At 73.5% G+C, this 17,799-nt stretch carries 21 protein-coding genes; 13 read left to right on the forward strand and 8 right to left on the reverse strand.

Going from position 1 to position 17,799, the window contains the following annotated elements:
* Positions 1-14 precede the first annotated feature (14 nt).
* From BUE41_RS19510 to BUE41_RS19530, 5 genes are all read left to right on the forward strand, one after another.
* Complete coding sequence (locus tag BUE41_RS19510) at positions 15-578, forward strand: YybH family protein (RefSeq protein ID WP_073458579.1); 564 nt, start codon at positions 15-17, stop codon at positions 576-578.
* A gap of 78 nt (positions 579-656) precedes the next feature.
* Entirely contained in the window at positions 657-1,646 is a 990-nt protein-coding gene (locus BUE41_RS19515) for an LLM class flavin-dependent oxidoreductase (RefSeq protein WP_073458580.1), read from the forward strand.
* 7 nt (positions 1,647-1,653) lie between these two features.
* Entirely contained in the window at positions 1,654-2,475 is an 822-nt protein-coding gene (locus BUE41_RS19520) for an alpha/beta fold hydrolase (RefSeq protein ID WP_073458581.1), read from the forward strand.
* A 43-nt stretch (positions 2,476-2,518) separates the two neighbouring features.
* Positions 2,519-3,202 (forward strand): helix-turn-helix transcriptional regulator, encoded by a 684-nt coding sequence (locus tag BUE41_RS19525; RefSeq protein ID WP_073458582.1) that lies wholly within the window; start codon positions 2,519-2,521, stop codon positions 3,200-3,202.
* A 16-nt stretch (positions 3,203-3,218) separates the two neighbouring features.
* Positions 3,219-3,866: an SRPBCC family protein gene (locus BUE41_RS19530; RefSeq protein ID WP_073458583.1), complete on the forward strand. Its 648-nt coding sequence runs from the start codon at positions 3,219-3,221 to the stop codon at positions 3,864-3,866.
* On the opposite strand, the gene BUE41_RS19535 is transcribed toward BUE41_RS19530, so the two are convergent.
* A complete protein-coding gene (locus BUE41_RS19535) occupies positions 3,863-4,489 on the reverse strand; it encodes a PaaI family thioesterase (protein ID WP_200804020.1) in 627 nt (208 codons plus the stop codon). The two genes, BUE41_RS19530 and BUE41_RS19535, sit on opposite strands and share 4 nt — an antisense overlap.
* Positions 4,490-4,623: 134 nt before the next feature.
* Between BUE41_RS19535 and BUE41_RS19540 the strand changes: the two genes are divergently transcribed.
* On the forward strand, positions 4,624-5,316 hold the full coding sequence (locus BUE41_RS19540; RefSeq protein ID WP_073458584.1) for a M24 family metallopeptidase: 693 nt from the start codon (positions 4,624-4,626) through the stop codon (positions 5,314-5,316).
* Between the two features lie 15 nt (positions 5,317-5,331).
* Positions 5,332-6,333, forward strand: coding sequence for a Gfo/Idh/MocA family protein (locus BUE41_RS19545; protein ID WP_073458585.1), 1,002 nt, complete (start codon positions 5,332-5,334; stop codon positions 6,331-6,333).
* A 13-nt stretch (positions 6,334-6,346) separates the two neighbouring features.
* Here BUE41_RS19545 and BUE41_RS30380 read toward each other — a convergent pair whose 3' ends face one another.
* On the reverse strand, positions 6,347-8,308 hold the full coding sequence (locus BUE41_RS30380) for a serine/threonine-protein kinase (protein WP_073458586.1): 1,962 nt from the start codon (positions 8,306-8,308) through the stop codon (positions 6,347-6,349).
* Between the two features lie 359 nt (positions 8,309-8,667).
* Here BUE41_RS30380 and BUE41_RS31405 point away from each other — a divergent pair, with 359 nt between their 5' ends.
* Both BUE41_RS31405 and BUE41_RS31410 read left to right on the forward strand, forming a co-directional pair.
* Entirely contained in the window at positions 8,668-9,039 is a 372-nt protein-coding gene (locus tag BUE41_RS31405; protein WP_073458587.1) for an FHA domain-containing protein, read from the forward strand.
* Positions 8,982-9,221 carry a hypothetical protein gene (locus BUE41_RS31410; RefSeq protein ID WP_073458588.1) on the forward strand — a complete coding sequence of 80 codons (240 nt, stop codon included), beginning with the start codon at positions 8,982-8,984 and terminating at the stop codon, positions 9,219-9,221. The genes BUE41_RS31405 and BUE41_RS31410 overlap by 58 nt, the downstream gene beginning before the upstream one ends.
* Before the next feature lie 48 nt (positions 9,222-9,269).
* On the opposite strand, the gene BUE41_RS19565 is transcribed toward BUE41_RS31410, so the two are convergent.
* Positions 9,270-10,469 (reverse strand): LLM class flavin-dependent oxidoreductase, encoded by a 1,200-nt coding sequence (locus BUE41_RS19565; RefSeq protein WP_073458650.1) that lies wholly within the window; start codon positions 10,467-10,469, stop codon positions 9,270-9,272.
* A 650-nt stretch (positions 10,470-11,119) separates the two neighbouring features.
* The gene (locus tag BUE41_RS19575) at positions 11,120-11,605 is read right to left on the reverse strand and encodes a DUF2127 domain-containing protein (RefSeq protein ID WP_073458589.1); all 486 of its coding nucleotides are present in this window, start codon (positions 11,603-11,605) and stop codon (positions 11,120-11,122) included.
* Positions 11,606-11,676: 71 nt separating this feature from the next.
* On the opposite strand from BUE41_RS19575, the gene BUE41_RS19580 reads away from it, so the two are divergent.
* Positions 11,677-12,291, forward strand: coding sequence for a SagB/ThcOx family dehydrogenase (locus BUE41_RS19580; protein WP_073458590.1), 615 nt, complete (start codon positions 11,677-11,679; stop codon positions 12,289-12,291).
* Between the two features lie 14 nt (positions 12,292-12,305).
* Here BUE41_RS19580 and BUE41_RS19585 read toward each other — a convergent pair whose 3' ends face one another.
* Together BUE41_RS19585 and BUE41_RS19590 are read right to left on the reverse strand one after the other, a co-directional pair.
* Positions 12,306-13,163, reverse strand: coding sequence for an ABC transporter permease (locus BUE41_RS19585; RefSeq protein WP_073458591.1), 858 nt, complete (start codon positions 13,161-13,163; stop codon positions 12,306-12,308).
* Complete coding sequence (locus BUE41_RS19590) at positions 13,160-14,110, reverse strand: ABC transporter ATP-binding protein (protein ID WP_073458592.1); 951 nt, start codon at positions 14,108-14,110, stop codon at positions 13,160-13,162. The genes BUE41_RS19585 and BUE41_RS19590 overlap by 4 nt, the downstream gene beginning before the upstream one ends.
* Positions 14,111-14,219: 109 nt before the next feature.
* Here BUE41_RS19590 and BUE41_RS19595 point away from each other — a divergent pair, with 109 nt between their 5' ends.
* Positions 14,220-14,909: a MerR family transcriptional regulator gene (locus BUE41_RS19595; protein ID WP_234997431.1), complete on the forward strand. Its 690-nt coding sequence runs from the start codon at positions 14,220-14,222 to the stop codon at positions 14,907-14,909.
* Positions 14,910-15,026: 117 nt separating this feature from the next.
* Positions 15,027-15,461, forward strand: coding sequence for a pyridoxamine 5'-phosphate oxidase family protein (locus BUE41_RS19600; RefSeq protein ID WP_073458594.1), 435 nt, complete (start codon positions 15,027-15,029; stop codon positions 15,459-15,461).
* A 13-nt stretch (positions 15,462-15,474) separates the two neighbouring features.
* On the opposite strand, the gene BUE41_RS19605 is transcribed toward BUE41_RS19600, so the two are convergent.
* The gene (locus BUE41_RS19605) at positions 15,475-16,110 is read right to left on the reverse strand and encodes a TetR/AcrR family transcriptional regulator (RefSeq protein WP_073458595.1); all 636 of its coding nucleotides are present in this window, start codon (positions 16,108-16,110) and stop codon (positions 15,475-15,477) included.
* Between the two features lie 82 nt (positions 16,111-16,192).
* On the opposite strand from BUE41_RS19605, the gene BUE41_RS19610 reads away from it, so the two are divergent.
* Positions 16,193-17,611 (forward strand): M14 family zinc carboxypeptidase, encoded by a 1,419-nt coding sequence (locus tag BUE41_RS19610; protein WP_073458596.1) that lies wholly within the window; start codon positions 16,193-16,195, stop codon positions 17,609-17,611.
* Here the strand turns inward: BUE41_RS19610 and BUE41_RS31415 are convergent.
* On the reverse strand, positions 17,608-17,763 hold the full coding sequence (locus BUE41_RS31415) for a hypothetical protein (protein ID WP_200804021.1): 156 nt from the start codon (positions 17,761-17,763) through the stop codon (positions 17,608-17,610). The two genes, BUE41_RS19610 and BUE41_RS31415, sit on opposite strands and share 4 nt — an antisense overlap.
* Positions 17,764-17,799 lie beyond the last annotated feature (36 nt).

Below are 17,799 nucleotides of genomic sequence, written 5' to 3' on the forward strand. Positions count from 1 at the left end.
GGAAGGACGAATCGATGTCGACGATCGACCAGGATCGTGAGCAGATCCTCAAGCTGCACAAGGACTGGTGGGAGGCCAACCACCAGCTCGTCATCCCGCTGATGGAGACCGCGTTCCCGGCGGGCGACGCCTACCTGATGTTCAACCTCAACGGCCACCCCTACTTCGGCATCGAGGAGAAGGTCGAGCTCTGGAAGCACTACCAGAACGAGCTCGACATCGTCGCCTTCCCCGACATCCGCATCATGCGCCTGACGATCTCCGGCGACATGGCCTGGTTGGCCTGCGAGGGCATCTTCCCGATGCGGGTCATCGGGTCGTCGGGCACCGGGTCGGCCACGTGGCGCACCGAGCAGGGGGTCGAGTACGACCCGTTCGGCCTGCGGGCCACGGAGATCTACCAGCGCGACGACGGCGACGGCAACCCGGTTTGGAAGATGTGGCACTTCCACTGCTCGCCGATGCCGCCCGCGGACGAGCCGCGGCCCGGTCTGGGCGGCACGCGGCAGGAGCGCGGCCTGGGTGGGGGCCCTGGCATCACGCCGCTGCGCGTGACCAGTGAAGGCGTGCGCTCCTGACCTCCGGACGGCGGGCCGGTCCGCGACCGCCCGGCCCGCCCTCCACCCACCCCCTCGACCCCCGATGGAGGAGAGCCTGTGGCCGAGACGCCCGTCGGAGTCTTCATCGCCACGTCCACCGCACCCGGGCAGATCCCGCCACTGGCCGCGAGAGCCGAGGACCTGGGGTTCGGCGAGCTGTGGCTGGCCGAGGACTACTTCTGCTACGGCGGATTCACCGCCGCCGCCCTCGCGCTGGCCGCGACCCGCCGCATCGCCGTCGGTGTAGGGATCGTGGCCGCGGTCGCCCGCCATCCCGCGGTGACCGCGATGGAGATCGCCACCCTGGCCGGTGCCCACCCCGGCCGCTTCCTGCCCGGCATCGGGCACGGGCTGCCGATGTGGATGGACCAGATGGGGATCGCCGCGCCGTCCCCGCTCAGCGCCCTCACCGAGTGCGTCGAGGGCGTGCGGGAGCTGCTGCGCGGCGGCACAGTGGACCGCACCGGCAGGCAGTTCACGTTCAAGGGCATCACCGCGGTGCACCCTCCGCAGATCGACGTGCCGATCCTGACCGGCGTGCTGGGGCCGAAGTCGTTGAGGCTGTCCGGGCGCATCGCCGACGGCACCGTGATGAGCGTGCTCGCCGGCACCAGGTACCTGGAGGCCGCGGCGGGCCACATCCGTGACGGCATGGCCGAGGCGGGCCGCACCGAGCATCTCCTTCCGACGTTCGCGCTGTTCAGCGTGCACCGCGACGGCGCCGTCGCGAAGTCGGCGGTCCGCCCGGCGCTCGCCATGTACATCACTGCGCTGGGCGCCCAGAGCCCGCTCACCGGCGCCTTCGGCTACAACGAGGAGATCGCGCGGATGCTGGCGGAGATCCCGGCAGCGGACCTGCCCGACGAGCTTCCGCAGGAGTGGATAGACACGCTCACGGTCGCCGGCGATCCCGATGAGGTCGCGGCGCGCATCAAGGACCTGCTCGCCGCAGGGGCGACCAGCGTCGTGCTCTCCCCCGTGACCGCCGAAACGGCCGACGCCGAGCTGGAGCTGGCGGCGCAGGCCGTCCTGCCCCAGCTGTCCTGAGGACCCGATGTCTCCAGACGAAAACACGCCCACCGCGTGGCGCGCCGGTCCGATCGCCTACCTGCACTGGGCCGGAGCCCCGCACCGTGTCCCGATCCTGTTCCTGCACCCGGTCAACACGGCGGCCGCCGTGTGGCGGCACGTGGTGACGTGCCTCGCCGGGGAACGGGCGGCGATCGCCGTCGACTACCGGGGGCACGGCCGGTCCGCGTCGGGCGGCCCCTACCTGCCGCGCGACTACGCCGAGGACGCGCTGCGCGTGCTCGACGACGCCCGCGTGGCGCGCGCGCACGTCGTGTGCGGATCGATCGGTGGCGCGGTGGCGGTCGAGCTGGCTGCGCTCGCACCCGACCGCGTGCTGAGCATCTGCGCCTTCGGCGCCGGCCTGCGGATCGGCTGGTCGGAGGAGCAGCTGCAGGCCGTCGAGACCGAATTGCGCCGGGTCGGCGTGCGGGCCTGGTTCACCAGGCACGGGGCCGGGATCCTCGGGCCCGACGCGCGGCCGGGTGCCGCTCGTGAACTGGCCGAGCTCGCCTCCCGAGGCGTCGACGGACCCCGTGATCCCGACGTCGTCGTGGAGGTGATCCGGGCGACGTTCGGGCAGGCCGACTCGCGCCCCGCCGCGCAGCGGCTGCGCCAGCCGCCACCCGCCCGGGTGTTCGTCGGCCTGCACGATCCCACCTGTCCCCTGGAGGCGGGCCGAGAGCTGGCGAAATACCTCGGGGGTGAGGTCGACATGATGCCGGGCCTCGGCCATCTGCCGATGCTGGAGGATCCGCGCGCGACCGCCGCGGCGATCAGGGAGTTCCTCGCCGGACTCGACGGCTGACTCCGCACCGTTCCCCGAACCCGAACCCTGGAGCCGGCGACCGATGACCCCCACGAAGATCATTGCCGTCTCGCCGCGCAGGCTGGTGCGCTACGGCCTGCGCTTCCTCCTGGGCCACCGCCAGGACGTACGCCTGCTGGCCGAGGTGGACCGGCTCGCGCACGCCGCGCGACTGCTCACCCACACCGCGCCGCACGTGATCGTCGTCGACGCCGAGGCACTGGACCCGCAGACCCTCGACGCCGCGGTGATGCAGGAGATCCGCCACCGCCACCCGATGTGCCGGGTGGTGGCGCTGGCGGAACTCGCCGAGGTGCCGCGGTTGCAGCTGAGCAACGTCGGTTTCGCGCGGGTCCTCGACCGCGACGCCGTGGGGCCGGAGCTGGCGACGACCCTGCAGACCGTCCGTTCCGCCAGGGCCGACGTCCTGCGGATGAACCGGGTCGCCGAGCTGGACAGCGGCGGCGAGCAGGCGGCGCGCCCGGCCGTGCCGAAGCTGACCGAGCGGGAGTTCGAGGTCCTGACGCTCGTCGCCCTCGGCTGCACCAACAGCGAGATCGCCGAGCGGCTCTACATCAGCAACGCTGCCGCGAAGTTCCACGTCGGCAGCCTGATCAGGAAGTTCGGGGTGGCCAACCGAACCGCGGTGACTTTCGAGGCGAGCCGGATCGGCCTGATCCGCCCCACCGGCGCACGAGCCGCACAGAACGTCCGAGCCACTTCGTGACCACGAGAGCGACGAGATGATCCTGGAGAACGAGTTCACCCTCTCCGCGCCCATCGCGGACGTGTGGACGGCCCTCAACGAACCCGAACTGGTCGCGCCCTGCTTCCCCGGCGCCGATCTGACCTCGTGCACCGGCGACAGCTTCACCGGCATCGTGAAGGTGAAGCTCGGGCCGATCTCGCTGACCTACCGCGGCGAGGGTGCCTACGTCGAGCGCGACGACGCGAACCACACCGTGGTCATCGCGGCGAAGGGCCGCGACGCCCGGGGCAACGGGACCGCGGAGGCCCTGGTGACCGGCGAGCTCGTCGAGCTCGCCCCCGGCGAGTGCCGGGTCCGCATGCGCACCGACATGTCGATCACCGGGCGGCCGGCGCAGTTCGGCCGCGGCGTGATCGCCGATGTCGCCGACTCGATCATCGGCAGGTTCGCCGACTGCCTCGCCGCCAAGCTCGTCGGCGGGGAGCCCCCGGCCGCGCCCGATCCGGCGCCGGTCCGGCCCCTCCCGGCGGCGGACGCGGCCGGCCCGTCCGGGGACGCCGTGCTCGACGTGGCCGACATCGTGAAGGCCGCGGTGCCCAAGCAGGTCCAGCGGGTCGCGCCCGTCGTCGTGGCGATCCTTCTGCTGCTCGCGGTACTGGTGAACCGCCGCGCGAGCCGCTAGGGCTGCCCCGGCTTCAGCTGCACGAACAGCGCCGTGACCTCGGCGCAGACCCGCTCGCCGTCGCGCAGCTCGCCGACCAGGAAGCGCTTGCGGCCCTCCTCGCGGTCGAGCCTGGCCAGGACCTGCAGCTCCGTACCCACCGGGGTGACGGCGCGGTAGTCGGTGCGCAGGTAGGCGGTGCGGGCGAGCGGGCGGCGGCCGACGTGCGCGCAGATCCCGAAGAAGTCGTCGAACAGCAGCGGGATGACGCCGCCGTGCACCGCGCCGTTGCCACCGATGTGCCGCGGCCCGAACGTGACCCGGCCCCGCACGGACGGCAGGGGCTCGGCGCACACCTCGTCGACCTGCAGCGGCGGGATCAGCATCTGGCCCCGACCCGGCTCGTCGAGCAGGGTTCCGCAGATCCGCTCTGATTCCGGCACGGCGTGCTCGGCGAGCCGGGACGACAACGCCGTGAGCGTCCTGCGGATGTCGGCGACGAGTTCGGCGGGCGGCGCGGCCTCGGTGATCCGGTCCTCCAGCTCCCGCACCGCCGCGATCATCTCCGCGTATCCGGCCGGAACCGTGCCCCTGGGTGCGTGCGGCATCTCGAGGACGAAGTCGGCGGGATCGAGGATGGTCACGATCGGACGTTAACTCGGCGGTAGCCACGATCCGCCATCCGACGGGGCCGATCGTGGTGAACCGCACTCAGCCGGGAGGACGGGTCCAAGCGGTGGCTGGACGCAGCGCCGCAACCAGTGGTCGACTGTCGGGCGTGGCGACGACGGAGGAGGCCAGGGCGCGCGAGCTGGTGGCCGCGCAGGAGAAGGCGGAGGCGCTGTTCGCCGCGGTCACCGAGCGCGGCCTGATCGCACCGGGCCGGTGGGAGTCCGAGGTGAGCGCGCAGGTGCGCGACCTGGGTGCCGAGCTGTTCGGCACGCGCAAGCACTGGCACAAGCGGATCGTGCGGTCCGGGCCCAACACGTTGAAGCCGTACGCGGAGAACCCGCCGGACCGCGTCATCGAGACCGACGACATCGTGTTCGTCGATCTCGGGCCGGTGTTCGCCGAGTGGGAGGCCGACGTCGGCCGCACCTACGTGCTCGGCGACGATCCGGTGAAGCTGCGGCTGCAGGCGGATCTGCCGCGGATCTGGTCGGCCGCCCGCGCCCACTTCGAGGCCCACCCCGGCATCACCGGCGGCGAGCTGTACGCCCACGTCGTCGGGCTCGCCGGGGCGGCGGGCTGGGAGTTCGGCGGCGTGCACGCCGGCCACCTGGTCGGCGAGTTCCCGCACGAGTCGATGGACGGGGAGCGGATCATGAGCTACATCGCCCCGCCCAACACGCTGCCGATGCGCCGGCCGGACCGAGCCGGGCGGGCCGCGCACTGGATCCTCGAGGTGCACCTCGTCGACCGGGAGCGGCAGATCGGCGGGTTCATGGAGCAGCTGCTCACCCTGCCGTGACCGTGGTGGTCTTGAATGGCCCCTGTGACGGTGCGCTGGGGAGTGATCGGTCCGGGCCGGATCGCGACCAAGGTGGTCGGCGATCTGCCGCTGGTACCGGGTGCGGAGTTGGCGGCCGTCGCGTCGCGGACGTCGATCGAACGGGCCGAGGCCTTCGCCGCCGTGCACGGCGGCGCCCGCGCGTACGGCTCGTACCAGGAGATCGTCGCCGATCCCGACGTCGACGTCCTCTACATCGCCACCCCGCACCCGCAGCACCGCGCGGCCGCGCTCGCCGGGATCGCCGCCGGGAAGGCGCTGCTGGTGGAGAAGGCGTTCACCGTCAGCGCCGAGGCCGCGCGCGAGATCGTGGCCGCCGCGAACGAGGCCGGGGTGTTCGTCATGGAGGCGATGTGGACCCGCTTCCAGCCGGCGATCGTGCGGATGCGGGAGCTGATCGCAGACGGGGCGATCGGCGAGGTCACCGCGGTGCAAGCCGATCTCGGCATCGCCGCGCCGACTGACCCGGCCGACCGCTACTACAACCCGGCACTCGGCGGCGGCGCCCTGTTCGACGTGGGTGTGTACCCGATCTCGTTCGCGCAGATGGTGCTCGGCGTCCCCGACACGGTCGCCGCTACCGGGCGGCTCGCCCCGTCGGGCATCGACCTGGAGGAGTCGGTCCTGTTCGGCTACGCCGACGGCCGCAGCGCCGTGCTGCACGCCAGCATCCGGGCTGCGCGGCCCGGGCAGGCCCGGGTGTTCGGCACCGGCGGATGGATCGACGTGCCGCCGCGCTTCCACCACCCGTCCCGCATCGTGCTGCACCGCGCAGGCGCCGAACCGGAGACGATCGAGGTCCCGGCGACCGGTGGTGGGTACTTCCACGAGCTCGTCGAGGTCACCGAGGCCGTGGCCGCCGGGCGTACGGAGAGCGCGGTGATGCCGCTCGCCGACACCCTCGCCGTGCAGGAGTTGATGGACGAGATCGCCCGCCAGATCGGCCTGGTCGTGCAGGAGGGGCCGGCGCAGCTCTAGCTCAGAGCGCAGATCAACGGACCGGGGGCAGCCGCGGGATCGCCGAGCGCACCAGGTCGGTGGCCTTCTGGCAGGCCATGGCGGGGCTCGCCCCCGGCTGGTCGGTCGCGAGCGCGACCTGCACCGACAGCACCTCCAGGCGCTGCATGCCCGACGCCGACGTGAAGCTGCGCTGCGCCACCGCCGCCTCGCAGACCGGCGACCCGGTCGCGGACGGGAACGTGTTCGCCCAGCGCCCGTCGAGGGTGAACAGACCGTTGCCGCCCTCGAGGTTCGAGTAGCGGGTGAAGTTCACCAGCACCCGCGCGCCCGTGGGGAACGCCGGATCGGCGCCGTAGCGGCAGGACCAGTCGTTGTAGCCGCGCTCGCGCAGGTCCCGCAGCGACGGCACCGAGCTGAGCGCGGCCGGGTCGATGACGTCGCAGGCCCGCACCGACAGCAGCGACGTGCGCGGCGGGCCCAGCTCGCGGTGGCGCACGGCGCCGGAGGTGAGCACCTCGAGCGCGTCCTCGGTGGCGGCCTCGGCGGCGTCGCACACGGGGAACGAGGTGTCGTTCGTCCCGGCGCCCGAGTAGATCTCGATCCGGTGCTCGTCGGGCAGCACGATCGTGCGCTCGCAGGAGCGGTGGTACTCGGTGGCCCGGTAGACGATCAGCTCGCCGGTCGGCGTCGGCTGCCCTGCGGGCGGCATCAGCTTCTTCGCTGCGATCGTCGCGGTCACGAAGCCGCGGTCGGTGTCTCGCTCGATCCCGACCGTGCACGAGGCGGGCGAGCCGAGATCGTCCAGCAGCGTCGTGCGGCCGAGCCGGGCGAGCGCGTCCGCGTCGACGAAGGAGCACGGATCGGCGGTGCTCACCTCGCCGAGCAGACTCGGCGGCGGAGGAGTGGTGCCGGGGGGTGCGGCGGCCGTTCCGGCGATCGTGACGACGGGCTTCGCGACCAGCACGGCGCCCGTGACGACGGTGATCGCCGCGATCGTCGCGAGGAGAGCCACGAGCCATGCCTTCGACCGCTTCCGCGGTGGCTCGCCGGGCACGGGGCGGCCGAGCCCGGCGGGTGCCGGACCGGTTGGTGGTGCGGCGATCCACGACGGCTGGTGGCCGGGCCCCGCCATCCGCGGATCCGATCCACCGGACCCCTGCTGTCTCACTCCCTGCTCCTCCTGCGCCCGCCCGGGCCGTGCGTCGATCAAGTTAGCGGTGCCTGCCGCAGGGCCGATGGCGGGCGAGTCGATCGCGACGGTGTTGTCCGGGGCGCTCGCGACGGTGGTCCCATGGCTGGTCCTGGATCCCCTGGGTGGGGACTCGGGGTCGGCGATCGCGGCCAGCCGCCGCCGCGCCGCCCACGCGGTGGGGCGGGCGTCGGGGAACTCGGCCCGCATGGTGTGCAGCGTCGCGGCCAGCCGGTCCGACGCGGTGAGCCCGGTGCGGGCCAGCTCCTCAGCCAGCGCGGTGCCGAGCGCGTACACGTCCGCGGCCGGACCGGCAGGGCGGCCGGACGTCAGTTCGGGCGCGGGGTGGGCGGCGTCGGGGGCGAGGTCGGGCGGCGCGGTCGCGAACCCGGCGAGCAGGGCGGAGCCGTCCGGGCGGACGAGCACGTGCTCGGCACGGACGTCGCCGTGCACGATCCCGGCACCGTGGGCGGCGACCAGCGCACCGGCCGCAGCGGCGCCGATGCGGGCCAGCTCTCGCTCGTCGGCGCACGGGTGCTCGGGCAGCGGGACGGCGTCGACGTGGTCACGCACGACCCACGTCCCGTCGTCGTGCAGGAGGTCGATCGGGGGCAGCAGGGTGGGCGCAGTGAGGCCGGTGAGGGTGCGGACGGTCGCGGCGAGCCGGGCGGTGACGTCCCCGGCCGCCACCCGCGTGAGGACGACGGTGCGGTCGGCTTCGTGGTCGTGGGCGAGCCACGTCGCGGGTTCCCCGGTGCGCTCGGCCAGGCGGTAGCGGTGCGCGAGCGTGCGTGGCTCACCCATGTCCGAGGTCTACCCCCGCGCGCACGGGACGGGTCCCGGCGCGACCTGCCGGACGGCGTTCACCCCGGAAGCCTAGTGCCGGGTGTCCCGTTCGCCGGAGGCGCTCGCGGGAGGGGTCCCGCGGTGGCGCCGGTAGAACGGTGGACCGAGAGCCGTCGCCGGACGCAGATCGGACTGGCCGAGGAGCACACCCACAGCGCGCGGGCGGGCACGTTCGTCGAGTTCCTGCCTCCTGACACAGGAGCCTCGCCCGCCCCCGGCGCCGCCCGGCACCCTGTCCGCGCTGAGCCGCTTCGGCGGGATCCGGGTCGCGCCGGGTGCGCGGATGACCGTGCTGTTCGGGCGCAAACGAGCCCGAGGTGCACGGCTGCGTAGGCCCCGACGATCTCGGCATCAGCCGCCGGCACGGGTACGTCCGCCACGAGAACGGGCAGTGGCACGTGCACAACGTGGGCGAGCTGCCGTTCGGCTGCCGGGGTTCCCGGCTGGTGCTCACGGGGGAGAGCCTCCCGCTCACCACCGCCTACACGCCGATCTTCATCCGCACGTCACCGGGCTGCGAGCATCTGCTGGAGACGCGGATCGCCGGGCAGCCGCTGCCCGACGGGGAACCCCGCCACGACCAGGAGACGCCCGGCCGGTCCGCTGGCAGCTCAGCCCGAAGGAGCACCTCGTGCTGGTGGTGCTGGGCCAGCGCTACCAGCGGCACGAGGCGCACCCGCAGCCGCTGACCTGGGACACCGCAGCCGCGGAGCTGGCCGAGCTGCAGCCGGAGGAGGGCTGGCCGGCGAAGAAGGCGGCGGCGCGAGTCGTGGCGGGCGTGCGCGAGCGGATGGTGCGGCTGGGCGCCACCGGGCTCACCCGCGAGGAGGTGGGTGAGCCGGTGGGCGCCCAACCACAACCTGGTCCTTGAGCTCTTGCTGTCCGCCGCGATCGTGCCGCCGGACCTGGAGCTACTCGGTCAGCCCGCCTGGTCGGCCGTCTTCGGGCCCTTCGCCGCGACCTCCTCCGCGTACTTCTTCGTCATGTGCTCGACCGCGCTGATCTGGGTGGCGGCGTGCGCGTCCCGGTTCTGGCGGGCGCGCTCCGCCGCGGCGAGCGTGCTCTCGGCCTGGCCCTGGAACTCCGGCATCACGTACTGGGCGACGAGCTCCCACGAACGCCGGGTCGCCTCCGGGTTGGCCCACTCGTGGCCGAGCAGCAGGAACGCGCCGAAGCCGCCGTTGGACTGCTCCCAGAGCCTGCGCACCTGCTCCTTGGCGTCGTCCGGGGTGCCGACGACGCCGATGCCGGCCTCGACCAGGTAGTCGATCATGCCCCGGATCTCCTGGCTGGTCCCGACGTCCATCTGCGGGAACGCGGCCACCTTCTGGAAGTAGTTGAACCAGTGCGCGATGCCGTACTCGACGTCGCGGTAGGCCTGCTCCCGCGTCTCCGCCACGTGCATGAGGCCGACCAGGCGCCACGACGAGCGGGGCGGGACCGGGCGGCCGTAGGCGGCGGCACGCTCCTCGACGACGTTCCAGTGGTGGGCGAGGGCGTCGAAGCCCTCCTTGGTGAGGGTGGCGCCGATCGAGAGCAGCCCGACGCCGTGCTGACCGGCCAGCATGGGCCCGGTCGGCGACGCCACCGCGGCCACGGCGACCTCGAAGCACGGATCGGAGTAGGGCCGCAGCTGCAGCTGGGCGTCGATCAGCTTGTGGGTGCGGGTGGTCGCGGTGACGACCTCGCCGCGCAGCAGCCGCATGATGATGTCGAGGTTCTCGGCGAGCAGCTCGCGGGTGTCGGTCGGGTTCAGCCCGATCATGGCCGAGTCGGTCGGCAGTGAGCCCGGACCCACGCCGAGCATGGCGCGGCCGCGGGTGAGGTGGTCGAGCATCACCATGCGGTCGGCCACCCACAGCGGGTTGTGGTAAGCCGCCGAGATGACGCCGGTACCGAGCTTGATGCGCTTCGTGCGTTCGGCCGCAGCGGCGATGAAGATCTCCGGCGAGGCGATGATCTCGCTGCCGGCGGAGTGGTGCTCACCGATCCACGCCTCGTCGAAGCCGAGGGCATCCAGGTGCTCGATGAGCTCGAGATCGCGCTGGAGCGCGAGCGTCGGGTTCTGGCCGGGCTTGTGGAACGGAGCGAGGAACGTGCCGAAGCGAAGTCGGGTCATGGACCCGATGATGACCGAGATCACCTCGTTCGCAGAGTGTGGACTATGACCGGGCCCACCCAAGGGTCAGGTTGTCCGGACGGGGTGGGCGGCGACCGTCGGGGCAGGCAGCCGGCCGGTGACCAGCTCCACTGTCCGAGTGAGCGTGGAGTGCTCGGGGATGATCTCCTCGTCCGGCAGGCCGAGCAGATCCTGGTGGCGGTACCACCCGCAAGTCCTCGACCGTGGAGGGGGACCGGCGGGTGCCGTGCCGGCGCACCGACTCGGCGAACGCCACGTCGAGGTACCACACGCTGGTGCGGCCGAGGTGGTCGGCCACCAGCTCCTCGAGCACCGGGCCGTACCGGGCCGCGGGCATGATCCCCTCGCAGACGACGTGGTAGCCCGCGTCGAGGCGGAGCGCGCTGTCTGCGAGACGAGGGCGGGTGCGGCTGCACCGGGCGCGTCGCGTTCGCCCAGGACGATGCGCCGCAGGTAGTCCAGCTCGACGAGTGCGCAGCCGCGGCCGTAGGCCTCGCGGACCAACCCGGCGACCGTCGTCTTGCCGGCCGCCGAGTCGCCGCGCAGCACGATGAGGCTGGTGCCGGGGAACCCGTCGGGAGCATAGGGGGGTTGCACCCTCTGTGTGATCGTCCGATCACCGGATGGTGTTACGGCCGTTCGGCGTAGGAGTCCCGGCGTTTGCGGCGCAGGGCCCGGTACTCGCGGGCCACCAGCACGATGATCAGCAGGTCGAGCGCGGCCAGCACCGGCAGCACGATCGACCCGGTGTTCACCGCACGGTGCAGCTCGTACGCCACGAACACCGCGAGCACCGCGATGACCAGCGGATAGGCCCGCAGCCACTCCTTGAGCAGCGCCACCGCCATCGCGATCTTCAGCAGGCCGTGCAGGCCGAGGTAGACGACGGCGAACGTGCGGTTGCCCGAGGCGAACTCGGTCGTGCCGGCGATGAAGTGCCGGGCGAGCGATCCGTCGGGCGGGCCGAGCAGATCGCGGGTCAGCACCCACTCGACGAACTCCCGCACGAACGCGGCCGGCGTCCCGAGCAGCACGACCGCCGCCACCAGCTCGACGAGCCCGTCCAGCCCCTTGAGGGCGACGGCAGCGCGGAACAGGCGCTCCTGGGCCTCCACGGCAGTCGTGTCTACCGCACCCGGACACCCCGGCGCTCGGGCCGCCGGACGCTCTGCCACCGTTGTGTGCCATGACGGCCTCCGCGCCCCCGGCGCTCCCCACCACCGGACTCGCCACGGCACTCATCGCCCGCCGCTCGGTGCGGGCGTTCGTCGACGCGCCACTGGACCCTGCGGACCTCACCGCGCTGGCCTGGGCGGCACAGGGTGACACCGGCGACGGGCGGCGCACCACTCCCTCCGCAGGCGGCCGGCACCCGCTGGCGGTGACCGCCGTCGTCCGGCACGTCACCGACACCGCGCCCGGCCTGTGGCGCTGGGAGCCCGACGCCGGTGCGCTGACCCGGGTGGCGCCGGGCGGGTTCGGGCCGGCGCTCGCCGCCTGCACCGTCGACGCGCGCGACTGGCTCGCCGACGCCGCCGTCGTCCTCCTGCTGTCGGCCGATCTGGAGGCCGCCCGCGCGGCGTTCGCCACCGAGCCGCCGGCGTGGGAGCGCGGCGCCCGCTACGTGTGGCTGGAAGCGGGCGCCGCCGCCCAGAACCTGGCTCTGCAGGCCGCGGTGCTCGGACTCGGCGCGGTGCTCGTCGGCGCGTTCGACGACGACCTCCTGCACGCCGTGCACCCCGAGCTGCTGCCCGACGGCCACGACCCGCTGGCGATGGTCGCGGTGGGTTGCGCGGCCTGAGCTGCCCGGCCGCCCTACCGCGCGGGCCGCTGCGCCGCCTGGGCGCGGCGCGCGGCCACCGCGGAGCCGGACTCCCGCGCGGCCGCGCGGCGCAGCAGGCCCGGCCCCACCAGGGCACCGGCCAGTGCCCACAGGCCCAGCGCGGCGACGGTCGCCCCGGTCCGCCACGAACCGCCGATCTCCACCGCAGCCAGCGCGTCCGGCAGCAGTGCCGAGCGCAGGCCCAGCCCCATCCAGTACAGCGGGAACACCTGGCCGACGGCCTGCAGCCAGCCGGGCAGCGCCGTGATCGGGTAGAACAGCCCGGACACGGCCGCCAGCGCGAAGAAGACCATGGTCACCAGGCCGAGCGAGCGGGTGTTCGCGATCGTCGCGCCGAGCACCGCCCCCAGCGGCAGGGTGGCGGCCAGGCCGAGCACGAGCACCCACGCCAGCGTGGGCCAGGCACCGGGCCGGGCGAGTTCCAGCCCGTCGTAGACGAACGCGGCGGGCACCAGCACCATCAGCGTCGTCGCCACGACCAGCGCCGCCTTCGCCAGCACCGCCCCGACCAGGTAGCCGATCACCCCGTTCGGAGTGGCCTTGGCCCGCAGCAGCGTGCCGTCCTCACGGTCCATCGTCAGCGCGACTGCGAGCCCGAGCACGCCGGAGAACACCACGTTCGCCGCCAGCACCCCGGCCACCGACTGCGTGCCGAGGGAGAAACCGGAGCCCGGTACCGGGGTGCCGCGCAGCACGAACATCACCACCAGCACCACGATCGGCAGCCACAGCCAGCCGAGCAGCTCGCCGAGGTTCGTCATCGTGTTGCGGAACTCGATCCGGCCGCGCGCGATCCCCGCGCGCACCGCGGCCGTGCGCGGGCGGGTCATGCCGGCACCGCCTCCGCCTCTGTGCCCGTCCCCATCTCCGTCCCTGTCCCAGCCTCCTGCTCGGCGCGCTCGACCAGCGCCAGGTACGACTCCTCCAGCGTCGGCACCCGCACCGTGAGATCGGTGATCCGCATCCCGTCGCGGCGCTCGCGGGCGAACAGCTCCCGCACGAACGCCGTCGGATCGCTCACCCGGGCGCGGTGCTCCGCTCCGCCGCGGCACCAGCGCACCTCCCCGTCGCCGACGACCTGCGCCGCCAGCTCGGTCGCGGTCCCGTCGGCGACGATCCGGCCACCGGCGAGCACGACGATGCGGTCGGCGAGCTTCTCCGCCTCTGCCAGGTCGTGGGTGGTGAGCAGCACCGCCGTGTCTTCGCCGGCCACGGTGGTGCGCACCAGTTCGTGGAACTCCAGCCGCGCCTGCGGATCGAACCCCGTGGTCGGCTCGTCGAGGAACAGCAGGTCCGGGCGCCCGACGAGGCCGACGGCGACGTCCAGGCGGCGGCGCTGCCCACCGGAGAGCGTGCCGATCCGCCGGTCGGCGACGTCGGCGAGCCCGACGACGGCGAGCAGATCGTCGACCGCGCACGGGCGGGGCCGGGCCGCAGATCCGTACGGCGCGTAGAAGCTCCCGAGGTGGCCGAGCAGCTCGCGCACCCGCCAGGCGCTGTGGTCGCGCCACGACTGCAGCACGATGCCCAGCCGGGCCCGCCACGCCTCATCGCCGTGATCGGGATCGGTGCCGAGCACCGTCACCGTGCCGCTGGAGCGCTTGCGGAAGCCTTCGAGGATCTCGATGGTGGTGGTCTTGCCCGCCCCGTTGGGGCCGAGGAGCGCGACGATCTCGCCGCGGCCGACGTCGAGGTCGACGCCCCTCAGCACCTCGCGGGACCCGTACTGCATGCGCAGGCCGCGCGCCGTCACGGCCGCTCCATTCCCCGGTTTCATAGGGTTCGACCGTATCGTTGAAATTCCTGTTGAACTTCTGCTCGAAATCTGAGCAGGTGGGCCCGTGCAGAACCTCAACTCGGAGTAGAGGGCAGTGCGACCGATCGACGTGGCACGGGCGGCTGGGGTGTCCCCGCAGCTGGTGCGCAACCTCCTCGCCGAGGGCGTGCTGCCGCCGGCGCGGCGCACCCCGGGCGGGCACCGCGTGCTCGACGAGCGGCACCGCGACGCGCTGGTGGCCCACCGGGCGCTCGTCGCCGGGTTCGGGCACCGCACGGCCCGGGAGGTGCTGCGGGCCGTGCACGCGGGCGACGAGGCGGCCGCCCTCGCGCTCGTCACCGAGGGGTACGCCGAGCTGCACGCCCAGCGGCTGGCGCTCGCCGAGACCGCCGCGGCGGTGGCGGCCGTGGCCGCGGCCGAGGAGAACACGCAGGCGGCGGCCGCCGTGCCGCCGGGCGGGCTGCTGGTCGGGGAGCTGGCGCACCGGCTGCGGGTCCGCCCGTCCGCGCTGCGGGTGTGGGAGGCCGCGGGCCTGCTGCACCCGGCGCGGGACCGCGACGGCTACCGCCGCTACCGCGCCGCGGACGTCCGCGACGCCCGGCTCGTCGTGCTGCTGCGACAGGCCCACCACCCGTTCCCGCAGATCCGCGCGGTGCTCGACGGGGTGCGCAGGACCGGCGACACCACGGCGCTGCACGCGGTGCTCGACCAGCGCCGCGCGTTCCTCGACGCCCGGGCCCGGGCGATGCTCACCGCCGCGGCGGCGCTGCACGCGCTGATCGAGGGCCGGCCACGTTGATCGCGGTGAGCGAACGGCGGGCCCGCCGTGGAACGATCCGCAGTCCCGGCTGGTTCGAGCCTCTGATCGATCGGCGCCGGTGCCGACGCGAGGATCGAAACCAGTCCGAGGAGTGCCATGTCTGCGACCACGTCCGTCGAACTCACCAAGGCCGAGCGCGAGCTGCTCGCCCGGCCGCTGCACGCGATCCTCACCGTCGCGCCGCTTCCCGGGCGACGGCCGACCCCGCGACCGGTGTGGTTCGAGCACCAGCCCGACGGAAGCGTCGAGATCATCACCTTCGCCCGGGCCGGCCGGGTCCGGCGCATCCGCGAGGACCCGTGGGCCGCCGTGCTCGTCGCCGCCCCGCCCGGGGAACCCGAGCACTGGGTCTCCCTGGAGGGGCCGGCGAGCATCGAGACCGACGGTGTGGCCGATGTGTGGCGGCGCATCGCCGGCCGCTACTGGGACCTCGGCGATCCCGAGAAGCGCGCCACCGTCGAGGGCTTCCTCGAGGCGGAGGATCCGGTGCGCATCGTCGTGCGCCCGGCGAAGGTCGCGCGCGGCGGCTGAGGCCGCGCGCCGGTCACCCCTCGGCGGGCGCCGGCTGCCCGACGACGGCGCCGACGAGCGCGGCCGCGGCGCGGACCCACAGATCCGGGTCCGGCGCCGCGCCGGTCAGCGCGCAGTGCTGGGCGAGGCCGGTGACGAGTGCGCGCTCGATGAGCGCCAGCTCCGCGGCTGCTCCGGCGCTGAGGCGCTGCCCCGTCGCGGCGACCGTGCGTCCCTCGAGGAGCCGCGCCAGCTGGCGGCGCGGCAGGTCGTTGACCTCGATCAGCGGATCGTCGGGCGTATCCTCCGCCAGGTGCAGCGCGAGCGCGTCGATCTCGAGGCGCAGCGCGCGGCGGTCACCCAGCGCGGCGACGAGATCGGCGTAGGCGCGTGCGTACGCGGCGACGGCGTCTTCGGTGCAGGCGTGTTCGTCGAGGCGGATCGGGTCCGCCATCTCGTCGAGCTGCGCGATCCTGCGGTCGAGGACGGCGCGCAGGAGCGCGCGCTTGGATCCGAATATCGAGTAGATCGCGCCGGTGGTCAGGCCGGCCGCCTCGGCGATCGCCTCGATGCCCACCGCGTGGTAGCCGTGCTCGGTGAAGAGCCGTTCCGCGGCGTCGGTGAGCGCCTCGGCGTTGCGCCGTCGTGCCTCGGCCCGCTTGCCTGCCATCCGTGTCCTTCCCGTTGTCTCCTCGCGGCCCCCATCGTAGTCTCACTATTCGGATAGTGCCTCTACGAAACGGAGCTCGGGCATGCCCGACGACATCCGCGCCGCGCTGGCGCGCATCCCCGACCTGGACCGCTTCCCCACGGTGGACGAGATGCAGGCCGAGCTCGATCGGCTGGCCGCGGCCCGGCCCGATCTGGTGGAACTGCGCCGGATCGGCACGTCGCGGCTCGGCGAGCCGCTGCGGATGGCGTCCATCGGCGGCGGGGACCGGGACGCACTGGTCGTCGGCGGCCCGCACGCGAACGAGCCGATCGGCTTCCTGGCGGTGCGGGAGCTGGGCAGGCTGCTGTGCAGCGACGACCGGCTGCGGGAGCGGCTGGGGTTTCGCTGGCACCTGATCCCGTGCGTCGATCCCGATGCCGCCCGGCTCAACGAGGGCTGGTACGTGCGGCCGGAGAACCGGGAGCGCTACATCCGCGACTTCTACCGGCCGGCGACGGACGAGCAGGTCGAGTGGACCTTCCCGTACCTGCACGAGCCCGGCTACTTCGACCGCATGCTGCCGGAGACGCAGGCGCTGGCGCGGGTGATCGACGAGGTGGCCCCGGCCGTGCAGTGCTCGCTGCACAACGGCGAGTACGGGGGCGTGTTCCACTACACGACCAGCGACGACCCGGAGCTGGCCGAACGGCTGGCGCACGCCGTGGCCTGGGCGGACCTGCCCCTGCACGACGCGGTGTTCGAGGCGCCGGTGACCAGGGTGATCCGGCCCGGGGTCCTGCTGATGCCCACCGCCGCGGAACTGGCGTCGATGGCCGAGGCTGCCGGAACGCGTGCGCTGTTCGGCGCGAGCAGCGGCGAGTACGCAGGCCGGCACGGCGCCGTCACGGTGGTGACGGAGGCACCGCTCTGGCCCGATCCGCGCGCCGCCGACGCGCGCGCGTGCGGGCGCAGCTTCGCCGAGGTCGTCGCAGACGGCGTGGAGGTGCTGGAGGCGTCCTTCCGCGACCTGGAGGACGCGGTGTCGGCCGCGGACGACGAGCTGCGCGTCGACACCGTCTTCCGGCGCTCGCTGACAGACGCGCGGACCGCGGCGGGGGTCGTGATCGGCGGCTGGCGCGCCGTCGTGGAATCACCCGAGGCCGCCGGCAAGCCGGCGACCGTGGCGGAGGAGTTCTCGTTCGCCACGCTGCCGTTCACCCTCCGGCTGCGGATCGCGGGCACGGCGCTGCGGGCGCTGGATGCCGAAGCGGCCTGCGGGAACGTCCCGGCAGGCGTGCGCACCGCCCGGAACCGGGTCGAGGAGTTGCTGCAGGACTGGCTCCGCGAGGCCGACGCCGTCCTGCCCGCGCAGTCGATGAGCATCCGGGCCGCGGTCGTGGCGCAGGTCGGCGCGGCGCTCGCGGTGGCGGAGCACGTCGGCAGCCGGCGGGCTCCCGTGGCTGCGCTGCGCGGAGTCCCGTTGCCGGAACCAGACCCTGCTAGCACCAGGCCCTGCTAGAACCAGACTTTCCGGCCCGCCACCGGACGCCCGATGCTGCCGAGCACGAGGAGGACGAGGCCGACGACGAGCAGGATGCCGCCGACGTAGTAGAGCAGGCTGAGGCCGGTGAGCCAGCCGATGAGCAGCAGGATCAGACCCAGGATGATCATGGACGGTGTCCTTTCGGTACTTCTGATCCGCGCCGG

This window comes from Pseudonocardia thermophila (genome assembly GCF_900142365.1).
Taxonomy (GTDB): Bacteria; Actinomycetota; Actinomycetes; order Mycobacteriales; family Pseudonocardiaceae; genus Pseudonocardia; species Pseudonocardia thermophila.